Genomic DNA, 16,302 nt, shown 5'->3' with positions numbered 1-16,302 from the left:
TGATCGATCTATTGACCGTTTGACTCAGGGCGATCAGTATTCCCGTGTCCCGAACAGCCGGGTCCGCACCCTCGCGGGCCCGCAGGATCCGCGGGAGGCGCCATGCCCGGACGACACAGCCGTCGCTCCGTGCTGGCCGCGATGGCCGCCCTACCCCTGACAGGAGCCGTGAGCGCCTGCAGCGGGGGGAACGACGCATCGTCGGCCCGCGCGGGCACCACCACGCGCATCACCTTCTGGTCCGCCCTGCGCGGCAGCCAGGAAGTGGTCGACGCGTTCAACCGCACGCACCGGACCATCCAGGTGGAGTTCCAGCAGATCCCCTCCGGCGGGCAGGGCGGCTACGCCAAGCTCAGCAACGCCGCCCGGGCCGGCAACGCGCCCGATGTCGCCACCCTGGAGTACCCGCAGGTGCCCGGGTTCGCCATCGACGGCGTCGCCCGCGACGTCACGGACCTGGTCAGCGACGGTCTGCGCCGCAAGCTGCTGCCGCAGGCGCTCGGCCTGACCACCTTCGAACGCCGGGTGTTCGCCGTCCCGCTGGACGTCGAGCCCATGGTGATGCACTACCGCGCCGACCTCTTCGACCGCTACGGGCTCGAACCCGCGCGCACCTGGGACGAGTTCGCGGAGCAGGCCGCGACCGTGCGCCGCGAGGCACCCGACCGCCGCCTGGTGCTGTTCCCCACCGACGGGATGACACAGTTCGCCTGCTACGCCTGGCAGGCGGGCGCCCAGTGGTTCGACACCTCCAGGGGCGCCTGGAACGTCTCCCTGGCCGACGCGCCCTCCCGGCGGGTCGCGGAGTACTGGCAGGGGCTGATCGACCGGGACGACGTCTTCATGAACGCCGTGGAGAGCAGGCAGTCCGACGCGCAGATCGGCGACGGGCTGGTCCTCACCCGGCACAGCGGCGCCTGGGACGCGGGCGCCCAGATGAACGCGCGGCCCGGACAGAAGGGCCGGTGGCGCATCGCGCCGCTGCCGCAGTGGGACACCTCCAGCCCCTCGGCCGGCACACACGGCGGCTCGACCTTCGCGGTCACCGAGGACAGCGAGCACCCGGAGGCCGCCATGGAGTTCATCGAGTGGCAGGTCTCCCACCCCGACGCCCTGCGCGCCCGTCTCTCCAGCGGCGCCAGCAGCCAGTACCCGGCCGCACCCGGCCTGGTCTCCGTGGGCCGCGACGCCTTCGACCGGTCGTACTACGGCGGACAGGACATCTACACCCTGTTCGAGCAGGAGGCCCACAAGATCGGCGAGCAGTGGCTGTGGGGCCCGCGGATGAGCGCGACCCAGAAGGTCATGCAGGACTCCTTCGCCCGCGTCAGCGGTGGTCAGGGCAGTCTCGTCGAGTCACTGCGGAACGCGCAGGAGGGCACCATGCCCGACCTCAGGGCCCTGGGCCTGTCCACCACCCAGCACAGCACCTGAGCCGACGAAAGGCAGGTGACACCCCATGACCACGACCACCCGCTCCCGGGTGCCGACCGGTGCGGCCCTCGCCGCCTCCCCGGCACCCTCCGCCTCGGGCCTGCGCGCCCGCCGAGCGGCCAAGCGCCGTCAACTGACCGCCGCCGGCGTCCTCATGACGCCGTTCTTCGCCCTGCTGGTCACCGTCTTCCTGATCCCCGTCGGCACCGCCGTCTACCTCAGCTTCTTCAGTGAGGACCAGCCCGGCCTCGGTTTCGGCCCCGAGCGCACGGTCTTCGTCGGACCGCGCTCCTACACGGCCGTGCTGACCGACCCCACCTTCCTCGGCGGGCTGGGCACGGTCGCCCTGTACTGCCTGATCTACATCCCCCTGATGGTCGTCGGCGCGCTCGCCCTCGCCCTGCTGCTGGACTCCGGCGCGGTCCGGCTGCGCGCCCTCGCCCAGCTCGGCCTCTTCCTGCCGCACGCGGTGCCCGGCATCATCGCGGCCCTGATCTGGCTGTACCTGTACACGCCCGGCATCAGCCCGGTCATCGAGCTGTTCGCGAAGGGCGACATCACGATCGACTTCCTCGGCATCCACACGGTGATCCCGTCCATCGTGAACATCGCCCTGTGGAGCAACCTCGGCTACAACATGGTCGTCTTCTACGCCGCCCTCCAGGCCGTGCCCCGCGAGGTGATCGAGGCCTCCGTCGTCGACGGCGCGGGGCCGGTGCGCACCGCGCTGCAGGTCAAGACGCCGCTGGTGCGCGCCTCGATCGTCATGGTCGCCATCTTCACCCTGATCTGGGCGCTGCAGCTCTTCACCGAGCCGATGCTGCTCAGCCAGTCCTCCCCCATGATCAACTCACGCTTCTCGCCCAGCATGTACGTCTACGACGCGGCCTTCACCCGCAACAACTACAGTCTCGCGGCGGCCGCCTCGGTCGTCCTGCTGGTGTGCACCATCGCCCTGTCCTACGGCGTCACCCGCTTCACCAGCCGCGCCGACGCCGCCGAGGAGGCCCGATGAGCGCCACCGACAGCTCCCCGTTCCGCCCGCGGCTGCTGGGCCGCGCCACCGTCAACCTGGTCGTCGCCGTCTCCGTCCTCTACACGCTGCTGCCGGTGCTGTGGCTGGTGCTGGCCTCCTCGAAGAACCGCGACGCCCTGTTCGGCAGCGACCTGCTGTCGCTGAGCGACTTCTCGTTCCTGCAGAACCTCAGGGACCTGTTCGCCATGGACGGCGGGCTGTACGGCCGCTGGTACGTCAACAGCCTGCTGTACGCGGTGATCGGCGCCGCCGTCGGCGCGCTGGTGAGCGTGGCCTGCGGCTACGCCTTCGACAAGTACCGCTTCCGGCACAAGGAGAAGCTGTTCGGCCTGGTGCTGGCCGCTGTGATGGTGCCGCAGACGGTGCTCGCGCTGCCGCTGTACCTGATGGCCTCGGAGGCCGGCCTGGTCAACACCTTCTGGGCGGTGTTCATCCCGGTGCTGTTCAACCCGTTCGGCGTCTACCTCGGCCGCGTCTTCGCGCGGGGCTACGTGCCCGACGAGGTGCTGGAGGCGGCGCGCGTGGACGGGGCGGGTGAACTGACCACGTACGCCCGGGTGGCGCTCAGGATGCTCGGGCCCGGTCTGATCACCGTCTTCCTCTTCCAGCTGACCGCGATCTGGAACAACTTCTTCCTGCCCATGGTGATGCTGTCCGACCAGGACCTGTATCCCGTCAGTCTCGGCCTGTACCAGTGGAACAGTTCGGCGTCCGTGTCGCCCGAGTACTACCCCGTGGTGATCATGGGCTCACTGCTCGCCGTACTGCCGCTCATCCTCGCCTTCGTGCTGCTCCAGCGTTTCTGGCGCAGCGGCCTGACCGCCGGAGCCGTCAAGTGACCCCGCACGCCCCCGACGGGCCCCGGCTGCCCCGTGCCGCCGTGGCCATGTCCCCGGACGCCGCCTCGGCCGTCCTCGACCCCCAGTCGCTCGCCGCGTTCCGCCGGGTCTGCGACCTCGCGCCGTTCCCCGTGCTCGACGCCCTGTCCACGCCGCGGGCGAGATCCGTACTGGCGGACGTGGAGCTGCTGATCACCGGCTGGGGCTGTCCGCCCCTGGACGCCGGGGTGCTGCGGGCGGCGCCCCGGCTGCGGGCGGTGGTGCACACGGCGGGCAGTGTCCGCGGGCATGTCACGGACGCGTGCTGGGAGCGGGGGATCGAGGTGTCCTCGGCCGCCGCCGCCAACGCGGTGCCGGTGGCCGAGTACACCCTCGGCATGATCCTGCTCACCGGCAAACGGGTACTGGAGCGGGCCCGCGACTTCCGGCTGTCCCGCACCCGCGGCGACTGGCTGCGCACCTCGCGCGGCGTCGGCAACTACCGGCGCACGGTCGGCATCCTGTCGGCCTCGCTGATCGGCCGCCGGGTCGTCGAACTGCTGCGGCCGCACGACGTCGAGGTCCTCCTGCACGACCCGTTCGTGAGCGAGGCGGAGGCCGCCGAGCTGGGTGTCGAGAAGGTGGGGCTGCCGGAGCTGTTCGCGCGCTGCGACACGGTCAGCGTGCACACCCCGCTGCTGCCCACGACCCGTCGGCTGGTCGGCCGTTCGCTGATCGACGCGATGCCGGCCGGCGCGGTGCTGATCAACACCTCCCGCGGGGCGGTAGTCGACCAGGAGGCGCTCACCGACGCCGTGGTGGCGGGCCGGATCCGGGCCGTGCTGGACGTCACCGACCCCGAGGTGCTCCCGGCGGACCACCCGCTGTGGGACTGCGAGCACGCTCTGATCACCCCGCACCTCGCCGGCTCCGAGGGCAACGAGTGGCGCCGCCTGGCCGACCTCGCGCTCGCCGAGACGACCCGCTGGGCGACCGGTGCCGGCTTCCTCCACCCCGTACGACGCGAAAGGCTGGCGTTCCTGGCATGAGCATCCCGTTCGAACTGCCCACCGAGGACCGTGTGTCGAGCCCGTACACCGGTTGCACCCGGGCCCACTGGGAGGCCGTCGCGGACGGGCTGCTGACGGCCGCCTGGCGCTGGAGCACCCCCGGGTGCGCCCTGCTCGACCTGCCGGGACGGCCCTCGCGCTCGGGGACGCGTTCCGACGGTCTCGAGGGCTTCGCGCGGACGTTCCTCGCGGCCGCCTTCCGCGTCGCGGGCGCGAAGGGCGAGGACCCGCACGGCTGGCTGGACCGCTACGCGCGCGGCCTCGCCTCTGGCACCTTTTCCCCCGGCCGCGACGACACCGAGTCCTGGCCGCTGATTCTCGACCACGACGTGCGGGGCCAGCCGATGGTCGAGTCGGCGTCGGTCGCGCTCGGGCTGCGGGTGAGCGCGCCGTGGCTGTGGAGGAACCTCGGCGCCGGGGTCCAGGACCGGGTGGAGGAGTGGCTGCGCGGGGCGCTGCGGCACGTGCCGGCGCCCAACAACTGGTACCTGTTCCCGTACACGGTCGCCGGGTTCCTGGAGTCGGTCGGCCGCGGCGACGCGGAGACGGCCAAGGCCCGGAAGCGGGCGCTGGAGCTGATGGAGGGCTGGTACCGGGGCGAGGGCTGGTACGCCGACGGCGACGGACGCGCCTTCGACCACTACAACGGCTGGGCGCTGCACCTCTACCCGGTGCTCGACGCCCACCTCGGCGGCGACACCGACGCCCTGGCCCGGTACGGGGACCGGCTGCGCGCCCACCTGGACGGCTTCGGGCTGATGTTCGGCTCCGATGGCGCGCCGCTGCACTTCGGCCGCTCGCTCACCTACCGCTTCGCCGCGTCGGCGGCCGTGGGCCTGGGCGCGCTGACCGGGCACACCCCGCTCACGCCGGGTGCCTCGCGGCGGCTGGCGAGCGGCAGCCTGCGGTACTTCCTGGACCGCGGTGCGCTGACCGACGAGGGGCTGCTCAGCCTGGGCTGGTACGGCCCGCACGAGGCGACCCTGCAGCCCTACTCGGGCCCGGCCTCCCCCTACTGGGCGTCGAAGGCGTTCGTGTCGCTCCTCGCCCCGGCGGACCACCCGCTGTGGACCGCCGTGGAGGAGCCGGCGCCGGTGGAGGAGGCGGACCGTGTCCTGGCGCTGCCCGGACCCGGGCTGCTGGTGCAGGCGACCCGCGGCGACGGGATCGTACGGCTGCACAACCACGGCAGCGACCATGTCCGGCCGCACGAGGGCGAGTCGGCGGCCGAGGACGACCCGTACTACGGCCGGCAGGCCTACTCGACCCGGACGGGGCCCACGGCGCGGGAGAACGTGGCGGACAACCACCTGTCGGTCGTGGTGAACGGCCGGTCCAGTGTGCGACGCCGCGTCCGTCCGCTGGGGGCGGGGCAGGGCGACGGCTGGGGCTGGGCGGCGTCCTGGCACCGGCCGGTGTTCGACGGCGGGCCGCCGATGGTGCCGGGGCTGCGGGTGGAGAGCGTGACCGTGGCCCGGGGGCCCTACGAACTGCGGGTGCACCGGGTGGTCGGGGCGCCGGCCGGGGCGCGTGTCACGCACACCGGGTGGGCCACGGGACCGGGGGAGCCCCTGGTCTCCGCGCTGCACGGCCTGCACGGCTGGGCTCCCGGGGCGGAGACCGTACGCGCCCCGCAGGGCACCGCGTTCGTGCCGTGGGCGGAGCTGCCCCGGCTGTCCGGTGCGGCGGGCGGCACCTCCGTGCACGTGGGCCTGGCCGCGCTGACCGGTGGGCCGGGGAGCGTCCCGGCGGCAGACGCCGTCGCGGAGGTGGTGCCCGGCGAGAACGACGTGGAGGTGGTCTGGGCGACCGACGGCGCCCGCACCCGGGTCTCGTTCGATCCGGTACGGGTCACGCACACGGCGGGTTAGGCCAGGGCTGGGCCCGGCTGGCCGGGACGGCCCCGGGCCGGACGGCGCATCAGCACACCAGGGGTACTTCGGGGCCCCGGCCAGAGCCCTCGACGGGAGCTCCCGGCCGGGGCCCTCCCCCGTGCGCGCGCCTCCGGTGGCGCGCCCCGTCCGGGGCGGTGACGCTGGTACGGCACCGGTGAGAAGGAGTCTCCGCCATGCGCAAGTCCTCATGGGCCGTGAGCGCGGCCCTGGCCGTGTCGCTCCTGTGCGCCGTTCCGGCGCAGGCCGCCGCGCCCCGTGCCCCGTACGCTCCGGGCGACGTGACGGCCGACGAGTGCCTGCGGGGCGGCGGGCTGATCATCATCTCGGCGGACGGGGAGGGGACGGGCGCCTTCACGGCCCGGTGCCGGGGCGGCGTCCACGACGGACAGATCATCACCTGAGCCGACCGCCCCCGATCCTCGCGCCCATGCCTTGAGTCCCGAACGCTGGGTACGCGGTCACGGCCCACCACGGCAGTCGGTACTCGAACACGACCGGGCGCGTGCAGCGGCCCGCCCAGAACGGAGAAAGGCTGATGAGCGAGGCCAACCCCCTCAAGCGAGCGGCCCGCAAGGTGACCGAGGGCCTGCACGGAGAGGCCGGCGGACCGCCGGACGGGATCCCCGGCAGGCCCGGCCCCGAGTCGCCCCCCGTCGCCGAGCCCACCGAGCCCCGCGAGCCCCTGCCTCCGAAGCCGGACCAGAGCGGCCCGGACACCGTGTCACCGACCGGTCAGCCCACGGGCGCCGACCAGGCGCGGGTGGCGCAGTCCGGCAGCCGTCTGACGGACGCTCAGGGGACGCGGCTGTACGACACCGACCACTCGCTGAAGGCCGGGCCGCGCGGTCCCGTGCTGCTGCAGGACCACCATCTGCGCGAGAAGGTCATGCACTTCGACCACGAGCGCATCCCGGAGCGCGTGGTGCACGCGCGGGGCGCGGGCGCGCACGGGGTGTTCCAGAGCTACGGCACGGCGGCCTCGGTGACCAAGGCCGGTTTCCTGGCCGCGGACGTGGAGACACCGGTGTTCACGCGGTTCTCCACGGTGGTCGGCTCGCGGGGGTCGTCGGACACCGTGCGGGACACCCGCGGTTTCGCGACGAAGTTCTACACCAGTGAGGGCGTCTTCGACCTGGTCGGCAACAACATCCCGGTCTTCTTCATCCAGGACGCCATCAAGTTCCCGGACGTCGTGCACGCCGCGAAGCCGCACCCCGACCGGGAGATCCCGCAGGCGCAGAGCGCCCACGACACGTTCTGGGACTTCGTCTCGCTGCACACCGAGGCGACCCACCACACCATCTTCTTCATGGGCGACCGCGGTATCCCGCGCTCCTACCGGATGATGGAGGGCTTCGGCGTCCACACCTTCCGGCTGGTCAACGCGGAGGGCGCCACGACGCTGGTGAAGTTCCACTGGAAGCCGAAGCTGGGCGTGCACTCGCTGGTGTGGGACGAGGCGCAGATCATCAACGGCGTCGACCCGGACTTCCACCGCCGGGACCTGGCCGACGCCATCGAGGCGGGCGCCTATCCGCAGTGGGAGCTGGGCATCCAGACCTTCCCCGACAACCCTGAGCAGACCTTCGAGGGCATCGACCTGCTCGACCCGACCAACCTCGTGCCCGAGGAGCTGGCGCCGGTGCAGCCGGTCGGCCTGCTGACCCTGAACCGCAACCCGTCCAACTTCTTCGCCGAGACCGAGCAGGTCGCCTTCCACGTGGGCCACCTCGTGCCCGGCATCGACGTCACCGACGACCCGCTGCTCGCGGGGCGGCTGTTCTCGTACCTGGACACGCAGATCACCCGCCTGGGCGGCCCCAACTTCCCGCAGCTGCCGATCAACCGGCCGCAGGCACCGGTCAACGACATGCTGCGCGACGGCATGCACCAGACGGCCGTGCACCGGGGCGTGGCTCCCTACCGGCCCAACTCCCTGGACGGCGGCTGCCCGTTCACCGCGGGCGCGGACATGAGCGCGTTCGTCGAGGCGCCCGTGCGGGTCCCGGAGGGCAGGAAGGTCCGTGAGGCGCCCGAGACGTTCGCGGACCACTTCAGCCAGCCGCGGCGGTTCTGGCTGAGCATGAGCCCGGTGGAGCGCGAGCACATCATCGGCGCCTACACCTTCGAACTGGCCAAGTGCTACGAGCAGGCCATCCGGGAACGGACGCTCCAGGTGCTGGCCAACATCGACCCCGAGCTGTGCGCGGGCGTCGCCGAGGGCCTCGGCCTGCCCGCCCCGCAGCCGACCGTGCCGCCGGCCGACGTCGAGCCCAGCCCGGCGCTGTCCCAGGTGGGCGGTACCTGGCCGCTGGACGGCAGGGTCGTCGGCATCGTGACCGGCGGGGCGGATCTGGAGGGTGTCACGGCGGTGCGGGAGGCGGTGCTGAACGCCGGTATGGTGCCGCTGATCGTGGCACCGACCGGCGGCACCCTCGGGTCGGGCGAGGAGGCGCTGACCGTCCAGCGCAGCTACGTCACCGCGCGGTCGGTCGAGTTCGACGCCGTCCTGCTGGCGGGCGCCCCCGACATGGGCGGCGACGCCTACACCCCGCGGGACTACAAGGCAGGCCCGGCGCCCGCGGGCCAGGGGACGGTCGACCCGCGGGTGAGTCTGCTGGTGTCGGAGGCGTTCCGGCACGGCAAGGCGATCGGCGTCTGGGCGGGCGGTGACACCGCGCTGGCGGCGTCCGGCGTGCCCGCCGACGCCGCGGGTGTGGTCGTGGCGGACTCCGGTACGGCGGCCCTGGAACGGGTCACGGAGCTGATGGGCTCGCACCGGGTGTGGGAACGCTTCACCACTCCCCGGGGCTGATCCGCGTGACCGCGGGGCCGGACGCCGACGCCGGTGTCCGGCCCCGCGGTGTGTTCAGCACAGGACGCGCAGCGCGCCGGGCAGCACCCTGGCCGTGACCGGGACGACGGCCTCGACCTCGCCGTCGGCGCCGTAGGGGATGGCCCGGTCCGCCTCGATCCTGATTTCCCGCCCGCGCAGGACGCGTACCTGGGGCCGGTGGACGTGGGCGCCCGTCGCGAGTTCGTTCATCAGGGCGAAGAACAGCCGCCGCGGCGCCTCGTGGATCATCACCACGTCGAGCAGGCCGTCGTCGACGCGGGCGGAAGGGGCGACGAGGCGGTTGAAGCCGTAGTAGCCGGAGTTGGCGGCCACCACCGTGTAACCGGTGAAGGCGTGCTCCTCGCCGTCGACCGTGACCCGGTAGCCCGTCGCGCGCCAGCCCGCGACGGCCCGCAGCGCGCCCGCGTAGTAGGAGGCGGTGCCGCGCAGCAGCCGCGCGTGGTTGGCGTGCCGGTTGGCGAGCGCGTCGACACCGGCGTACACGCTGCCGAGCACGACGGTGCGGTCGTGGACGGCGGAGGTGACCTCGACGGTGTCGACGGGGCGCGGTTCGCCGTGCAGCAGCACCCGGGCCAGTTCCGCGGGTCCGGTGGGCAGCTTCAGCGCCCGGGCGAAGTCGTTGCCGCGTCCTGCCGGGACGAGCCCGAGCACGGCGCCGGTGCCGCTGAGGGCGCCGCCGATCCCGCCCGCCATGCCGTCGCCACCGACGGCGAGCACGACCCGGCCGCGCTCCCCGGCCCGCCGGGCGAGTTCACGGGCGTGCGCCAGGCTGTGGCTGTACTCGGTCTCCAGCCCGGCCCCCGCCTCCCGCAGCGGCCGGGCCACCCCGAGAAGCGCGGCGGCCGAGGTGGCGCCGCCCGCGGTGGGGTTGACCACGGCGGTGAACTGTCGCATCGATGTGCCTCCGGGCTGACGGGTGATGCCGGACTGTTGTCTCACGGTGGTGGGGGCGGGCCGTGCGCCGGGGTCAGCCGGGGGGCAGCAGGACACCCGGGCTGAGCAGTCCGGCGGGGTCCAGGCTCCGTTTGACGGCGCGCAGGGCCTCGACGCCGAGCGGGCCGGCCTCCCGGACGTACCAGTCGCGGTGGTCGGTGCCCACCGCGTGGTGGTGGGTGATGGTGCCGCCCGCGGCGAGGATCGCCTCGCTGGCGGCGCGCTTGGCCCGGGCCCAGTGCGCCAGGGTGTCGTCGCCCCGGGCGGAGACGACCGTGAAGTACAGGGAGGCGCCGTTCTCGTAGACGTGCGAGATGTGGCACATGACCAGGGGCGGGGTGCCGGACTCGGTGAGAGTGCGGGTGAGCGCCTCCCCAACGGCGGTGTACAGGGCGGGGAGGCGGGACCAGTAGGCCGCCGTCTCCAGCGTCTCGGCGAGCGCCCCGGCGTCTAGGAGGGCGTCGCGCAGGTACGGCGCCGAGTAGCGGCCGTGGGCCCAGCGCTCCCCCGGTTCCTCGCCGGCGAAGGTGCCGCCGCTCTCGCGCAGGACGGCGGCGGCGCCCTCGCGGCGGTGCGCGGTGTCCTCCCCGGTGCCCTCGAAGCCGACGACCGCCAGGCATCCGGCGTGCTGCCTGTCCGGGGAGGCGCCGATGGCGTCGGGCCGGGCGAGGCCGACCAGGGTCTCGGTCTCGTCGGACAGCCGCAGCACCGTGGGGCGCGGACCGTCCTGGGCGAGCCGGCGCAGGGCCGCGGCGCCCTCGTCGAAGGAGGCGAAGCGCCAGCCCTCGTAGCGGCGGACCTTCGGCACGGGCCGCACGCGCACGGTGACGGACGTGATGACGCCGAAGGCGCCCTCGGATCCCAGGACGAGCTGGCGCAGGTCCGGCCCGGCCGCCGAGCGCGGGGCGCGGCCCGCGTCGAGGGTGCCTTCGGGGGTGGCGAGGGTGAGGCCGAGGACCATCTCGTCGAAACGGCCGTAGCCGGCCGAGGCCTGTCCGCTGGAGCGGGTGGCGGCGAAACCGCCGATGGTGGCCCACTCGTAGGACTGCGGGAAGTGGCCGAGCGTGTACCCGTGTCCGGCGAGCAGCGCCTCGGCCTCCGGGGCGCGCAGGCCGGGCTGGAGGGTGGCGGTGCGGGAGACCTCGTCGAGGTCGAGGAGGCGGTTCATGCGCCGCAGGTCGAGGGCGACGACCGTGCTCTCGCGCCCGGGGGCGAGACCGCCGACGACGGAGGTGCCGCCGCCGAAGGGGACGACGGCCAGGCCGTGCTCCGCGCAGACGGCCAGCACCGCGAGCACCTCGTCGTGCCGGTCGGGCAGGACGACGGCGGCCGGGGTGTCGGTGACATCGCCGGCCCGCATCCGCAGCAGGTCGGGGGTGGACTTGCCGCGGGTGTGCCGGATGCGGCTCTCCGCGTCCGTGCGTACGTCTTCCTCGCGGCCCGTGACCGCGGCCTCCAGCGCGCGGCGGGCGGCTTCGCCCAGCGGCGAGACGGGAACGTCGATCTCCTGGAGCGGGAGGGGGGCGGCGGTGCGGGGTTCGACGCCGAGCAGCTCGCGCAGCAGCCCGGTCACCGCGCCGGACAGCGGCGTCGCCCTGGCCGGGTCGCCCCAGCCGTTCCACAGCATGTCCATGGCCTGTCGTCCTCACGGTCGCTGCGAGGGGCGCCGTACGCACCACCCCGCTGGGCGTTACACTGTTACACATGACGCCTAACCGTCACAACCATGCGAGCCGGCAGCCCGCCTCGGACAACGACACGGTGCTGGACGCCGTGCGCGACTGCGTGCTGGCCGTCGGGGTGCGCCGCACGACGATGACCGACGTCGCCCGCCGCGCCGGCCTCTCCCGGATGACGCTGTACCGGCGCTGGCCGGACGTGCGGACCCTGGTCGGTGACCTGATGACCCGGGAATGGACCGCGGTGGCCACCGGCGCCATGCCCGAGCCCCGCGCGGGCACGGACACCCGCTCGCGCATCGTCGAGGGCCTCGTGACCGGAGTGGAGGCGTTCCGCGCCCACCCGCTCTTTTGCAAGATCGTCGACGTCGATCCCGAGCTGCTCCTGCCCTACGTCCTGGACCGGCGCGGGGCGAGCCAGGAGGCCCTGCTGGGTCTGTTGGCCGACGCGCTCGACGAGGGCCACGCCGACGGGTCGGTACGCCGCGTCCACGCCGGGCGGCAGGCACGGTCGGTACTGCTGGTCGTCCAGTCCTTCGCCCTGTCGCTGCGGACCATGGCCGACGAGGAGGACGCAGGGCTGACCGCCGCCGCCCTGCTCGCGGAGCTGCGCACCATCCTGGAGAGGACCCTCGCGCCATGAGCCCTGCCGACCGCCCCGCCGCCGGGGCCTCCCTGTCCGCCGCGCGGCGCTCGCGCGAACTCGCCGAGGCGGTGGGCGGTCCCGTCGTGGACGTCCTGGTCGTCGGGCTCGGCGCGACGGGTGCCGGCGCCGCCCTGGACGCCGCGGCACGCGGCCTGAGCGTCGTCGCCGTGGACGCCCACGACCTGGCCTTCGGCACCTCCCGCTGGAGCTCCAAGCTCATCCACGGCGGTCTGCGCTACCTCGCCTCCGGCCAGCTCGACGTCGCCCACGAGAGCGCGGTGGAGCGCGGCGTGCTGATGCAGCGCACGGCGCCCCACCTGGTACGCGCCCAGCCGTTCGTGCTGCCGCTCACCCCCCTGGTCTCCCGCGGTCAGGGCGCCCTGGCGTGGGCCGGTTTCCGGGCCGGTGACACCCTGCGTCTCGCGGCGCGCACCGCCCGGGCCACGCTGCCCGCGCCGCGCCGGCTGTCCGCGGTGGAGACCCGCCACCTCGCCCCGGCGCTGCGCTCGGACCGGCTGCGCGGCGGCCTGCTGTCCTGGGACGGCCGGCTCGCCGACGACGCCCGGCTGGTGACCGCGCTCGCCCGGACGGCGGCGGCCCGCGGCGCCCGGATCCTGACCCGGCTCAGGGCGCTTGAGCTGACCGGGTCGGGCGCCCGGGTACGCGACGAGCTGACCGGCGAGGAGGGGGTGATCAGGGCCCGCGCGGTGGTCAACGCCTCAGGGGTGTGGGCCGGCGGCCTCGTGGACGGCATCCGCGTCCGCCCATCCCGCGGCACCCACCTCGTCCTGCGCTCCGGACACCTCGGCCCGCTCCCGGCCGGCCTGCACGTGCCGGTCCCCGGGGAGACCAACCGCTTCGTCCTCGTCCTGCCCCAGGGCGACGGCCGTGTGTACGTCGGTCTGACCGACGAGCCCGTGGCCGGGGACATCCCGGACGTGCCGGAGGTGCCCGAGGCAGACATCGGCTTCCTGCTCGACGTGCTCGGCTCGGTGCTGGACGTGCCGGTACGCCGCGAGGACGTGGCCGGCGCCTTCGCGGGTCTGCGCCCCCTGCTCGACACCACCCCGCCGGACCGGCCCGGCGCAGGGCCCCGCACGGCGGACGTCTCGCGCCGGCACGCGGTGCTCACCTCCTCCGAGGGCGTGATCACCGTGGTCGGCGGCAAGCTCACCACGTACCGGCGCATGGCCGAGGACGCCGTGGACGCCGCCGTCGCCGCCCGTGGTCTGGCCGCCGGACCGTCTCCCACCGCCGCGCTGCCCCTGGTCGGCGCCGCCGCCCCCCACACCCTGACCGGGGTACGGGCACCGCGCCGCCTGGTACGGCTCTACGGCACCGAGGCCCCGGCGGTCCAGGCCCTCGCCGCCCGGGACCCCCGCCTCGCCGGGCGTGTGCTGCCGGGGCACCCCGTCACCGGGGCCGAACTGCTGTGGGCACTGCGCCACGAGGGCGCTCTCGACGAGGCCGACCTGCTGGACCGGCGTACCCGCATCGGCCTGGTCCCCGAGGACCGGGCAGCGGCCCTGGACGCCGCACGCGACCTCGTCGGCGAGGTCACGGCGGGCCGGGTCTGAGGCCGCCTGACGCCACGGCGGCGCCGGAACCTGGCGTGGCCGAACACCGAGCCGGGACCGGCCCCGGACCGGGCGGGGCCGAAACCGCGCCGGAGCCCGCCCACCACCAAGACCACCCGCACACGAACAGACCGGACCGACACCGGCCGACGCCCGACCCGGCGGGACCGAAACCCCGGAGCCCGCCGAGGCCTGGAATCCACAGGGCGGAGCCGCCCGCGTGCGCCGCGGCGCGACAGCACCGACGGACCCGTCCCCGACCGGGCCGGAACCGGCCGGGCAGATGGCGGTCTGGGGCAGCCGGCCTGGCGGAAGACGCCGAGCGAATGGGCCCGCCGCACGGGCCGACGCGCGGAGTCCGGCCGACCCCTGCGGATCCAAGCTGCCCGGCACCCCGTTCCGCACGGGCGGGGCCGCGTCCGTCCCGGCCCGTGCGGGACGGGCGCTGCCCGAGCTGCCCGGCAGGCCGGGACGGTGGTCCGTCCCGGCCTGCCGGATCGGCCGAGCGGGAATCGGCCGAGCGCCGAGTCGCCGCGCGGCAGGCGGCCGGAGGGGCGGTCGGCCTGCCCGGTCAGATGCTCCGGCCGTCGTCCTGGACGGCCTTGCGGACCTTTGCCTCGATCTTGTGCCGGGACTGGCCTCCCTCCTTGACGTACTCCGTCATCGCGGTCCGCGCGTCCTGGTCCAGGTCGCGCCAGGCCCGTACGGCGGTCTCGTAGGTGTGCGACTGCCGCGGGGTCCACCGGTGCTGCGTGGGCGGCCCGTACGAGTCGCGCAGCTCCTCGACCCGGTGTTGTGCCAGGTCCGCCGCGCGGCGCTTGTGCACGAGCTCCTCGAATGTGTGTGCCACCACATTTCGACCGTAGTCAGAGGAGCGCCGTCGCGCGCGTCGAGCCGGTCCGGCCGGATCGTTCCGGTCCGCGCAAGTGGCCCACGCGGGCCGTGGCGGGCCTTAACATCAAGCCACCGACGACGGCCGGCACATGCGGCACACGCGGGAAGTGAGGGCGGCATGGCGGACTTCGAGGGAGCGGCAGTGCCGGAGCGGCTGCTGATCACCCGTACCACCACGGGCGACGGGGTCAGCGTCGTGGCCCTCGCCGGGGAGGTCGATCTAGACGGCAGCGGTCAGCTGCGCGACGTCCTGCTCTCGTCGGTGCAGTCGGCCCCGGGGACGGTCGTCGACTTCGGTGAGGTGGGATTCCTGGACTCCAGCGGCATCAACGTGCTCATCTCCGCGCACCGCGCCGCCGACTCTGGGCAATGTTGCGCGGGCTGCACCAGCCGCGCTGCGGAGAAGTGCCTGGACAGTACCGCTCCAGCTGGCCGCTTGTGCTCAATAGTCGCTCGATGGAGTGGTCCTGTCCGTGATCTGGCCTGCGCAACTCCTGCGGATGGTGTACTCGCTGCACCGGTGGTGCGGTGGGTGCACCACCGCATGGATGTTGCGAGTGGTTGCCGGTCGCGGAGGGTGATGGATGGTTCGGGGCAGTTCGGGCGGTGCGCTCGCCGTTCCTGGGGTCGCCAGGCTGCATGTCGTGGAGGGCATCTCGATGCTGCGGCCGGAGGCCGCAGTCTTCGAGAAGACTCTTCAAGGGTTCGGCGATCACCAAAGGGCCCGTCGCCTGTCGCCGGGGACGATCAAGGATCGGGCTCGGATTGTGCGGCAGGTGCAGGCATTCTCGGGCGGCTACCCGTGGGAGCCGGTCTGGAACCTGGCCATGTTCGACCGATGGTCAGCCATGCTCGCGGACAGTGTGGCCACGACGACCATGCGGGGCTACCAGGGCGATCTCGCCCTGTATCTGACCTACCTGAGCGATCCGGCCTACGAGTGGCCGCAGGTTTGCATGGAGAGGTTCGGCACGTTCGCCGGCTTCGCCCTGCGGGATCTGAACTCCGTGCGTCACTCGCAGGAGTACATGGGCCAGCCCAGCGGCAACCGGCCGCTGACACGGCCGGAGATCAAGCTCTTCTTCAGGCAGATGGATCCGGAGATCAAGCGGCTGAGGGCCGCAGGACACAAGGGTGCGCTGGCCGCGGCCAGGGACCTGGCAATGTTCACGACGATGTATGGCTGGGGGCTCCGACGGCGGGAGATGGCCCGTCTGGAGACTTATGACTGGCGGCGGCAGGCGAAGCTGCCGGAGTTCGGTGACCATGCCGGACTCGCGGTCCGCTGGGGCAAGGCCGCCGGTCCGGGGCAGCCGCCGAAGCGGCGGATGGTGATCTCCGTCTGGCCTTGGGCAGTACGGACCGTTCTGAACCGCACCGGTTCCAGTAGAGACTCGATTTCATGAAAGGATCGAGTCATGGCACGACCTTCCCGTTATCCGCTTGAGCTGCGCCGTCGCGCG

The 16,302-nt window shown here is 73.5% G+C and carries 13 protein-coding genes and 1 pseudogene; 11 read left to right on the top strand and 3 right to left on the bottom strand.

The genetic code is table 11. The features are described from left to right. Positions 1 to 102 precede the first annotated feature (102 nt). From ACGFYH_RS11330 to catB, 7 genes are all read left to right on the top strand, one after another. The gene (locus ACGFYH_RS11330; protein WP_393802888.1) at positions 103 to 1,434 is read left to right on the top strand and encodes an ABC transporter substrate-binding protein; all 1,332 of its coding nucleotides are present in this window, start codon (positions 103 to 105) and stop codon (positions 1,432 to 1,434) included. A gap of 25 nt (positions 1,435 to 1,459) precedes the next feature. Further along, positions 1,460 to 2,449, top strand: coding sequence for a carbohydrate ABC transporter permease (locus tag ACGFYH_RS11325; RefSeq protein ID WP_393802887.1), 990 nt, complete (start codon positions 1,460 to 1,462; stop codon positions 2,447 to 2,449). After that, the gene (locus ACGFYH_RS11320; RefSeq protein ID WP_393802886.1) at positions 2,446 to 3,309 is read left to right on the top strand and encodes a carbohydrate ABC transporter permease; all 864 of its coding nucleotides are present in this window, start codon (positions 2,446 to 2,448) and stop codon (positions 3,307 to 3,309) included. Before ACGFYH_RS11325 ends, ACGFYH_RS11320 begins: the two co-directional genes overlap by 4 nt. Positions 3,310 to 3,356: 47 nt before the next feature. After that, positions 3,357 to 4,337: a hydroxyacid dehydrogenase gene (locus ACGFYH_RS11315; protein WP_393803101.1), complete on the top strand. Its 981-nt coding sequence runs from the start codon at positions 3,357 to 3,359 to the stop codon at positions 4,335 to 4,337. Next, a complete protein-coding gene (locus tag ACGFYH_RS11310) occupies positions 4,334 to 6,229 on the top strand; it encodes a DUF2264 domain-containing protein (protein WP_393802885.1) in 1,896 nt (631 codons plus the stop codon). Before ACGFYH_RS11315 ends, ACGFYH_RS11310 begins: the two co-directional genes overlap by 4 nt. A gap of 197 nt (positions 6,230 to 6,426) precedes the next feature. Beyond that, positions 6,427 to 6,654 (top strand): hypothetical protein, encoded by a 228-nt coding sequence (locus ACGFYH_RS11305; RefSeq protein ID WP_393802884.1) that lies wholly within the window; start codon positions 6,427 to 6,429, stop codon positions 6,652 to 6,654. A 134-nt stretch (positions 6,655 to 6,788) separates the two neighbouring features. Next, on the top strand, positions 6,789 to 9,068 hold the full coding sequence (gene catB / locus ACGFYH_RS11300) for a catalase CatB (protein ID WP_393802883.1): 2,280 nt from the start codon (positions 6,789 to 6,791) through the stop codon (positions 9,066 to 9,068). 54 nt (positions 9,069 to 9,122) lie between these two features. Here the strand turns inward: catB and ACGFYH_RS11295 are convergent, their stop codons facing one another. Then, on the bottom strand, positions 9,123 to 10,004 hold the full coding sequence (locus tag ACGFYH_RS11295; protein WP_393802882.1) for a diacylglycerol kinase family protein: 882 nt from the start codon (positions 10,002 to 10,004) through the stop codon (positions 9,123 to 9,125). A 73-nt stretch (positions 10,005 to 10,077) separates the two neighbouring features. Next, positions 10,078 to 11,676 carry an FAD-binding oxidoreductase gene (locus tag ACGFYH_RS11290; RefSeq protein ID WP_393802881.1) on the bottom strand — a complete coding sequence of 533 codons (1,599 nt, stop codon included), beginning with the start codon at positions 11,674 to 11,676 and terminating at the stop codon, positions 10,078 to 10,080. 71 nt (positions 11,677 to 11,747) lie between these two features. Between ACGFYH_RS11290 and ACGFYH_RS11285 the strand changes: the two genes are divergently transcribed. Together ACGFYH_RS11285 and ACGFYH_RS11280 are read left to right on the top strand one after the other, a co-directional pair. Then, entirely contained in the window at positions 11,748 to 12,365 is a 618-nt protein-coding gene (locus ACGFYH_RS11285; protein ID WP_393802880.1) for a TetR/AcrR family transcriptional regulator, read from the top strand. After that, positions 12,362 to 13,945, top strand: a complete 1,584-nt coding sequence (locus tag ACGFYH_RS11280; RefSeq protein WP_393802879.1) for a glycerol-3-phosphate dehydrogenase/oxidase — start codon at positions 12,362 to 12,364, stop codon at positions 13,943 to 13,945. The genes ACGFYH_RS11285 and ACGFYH_RS11280 overlap by 4 nt, the downstream gene beginning before the upstream one ends. Positions 13,946 to 14,516: 571 nt before the next feature. On the opposite strand, the gene ACGFYH_RS11275 is transcribed toward ACGFYH_RS11280, so the two are convergent. After that, positions 14,517 to 14,795, bottom strand: a complete 279-nt coding sequence (locus ACGFYH_RS11275) for a hypothetical protein (protein ID WP_393803100.1) — start codon at positions 14,793 to 14,795, stop codon at positions 14,517 to 14,519. Between the two features lie 162 nt (positions 14,796 to 14,957). On the opposite strand from ACGFYH_RS11275, the pseudogene ACGFYH_RS11270 reads away from it, so the two are divergent. Continuing rightward, positions 14,958 to 15,146, top strand: a pseudogene (locus tag ACGFYH_RS11270) (anti-sigma factor antagonist); the annotation flags it as partial. Positions 15,147 to 15,483: 337 nt separating this feature from the next. After that, positions 15,484 to 16,245, top strand: a complete 762-nt coding sequence (locus ACGFYH_RS11265; RefSeq protein WP_393802878.1) for a hypothetical protein — start codon at positions 15,484 to 15,486, stop codon at positions 16,243 to 16,245. Positions 16,246 to 16,302 lie beyond the last annotated feature (57 nt).

The organism is Streptomyces sp. NPDC048392 (assembly GCF_043200575.1).
Lineage (GTDB): Bacteria > Actinomycetota > Actinomycetes > Streptomycetales > Streptomycetaceae > Streptomyces.
The sequence above is the reverse complement of the archived record's forward strand: the minus strand, read 5'-3'. Positions and strand labels throughout refer to the sequence as shown.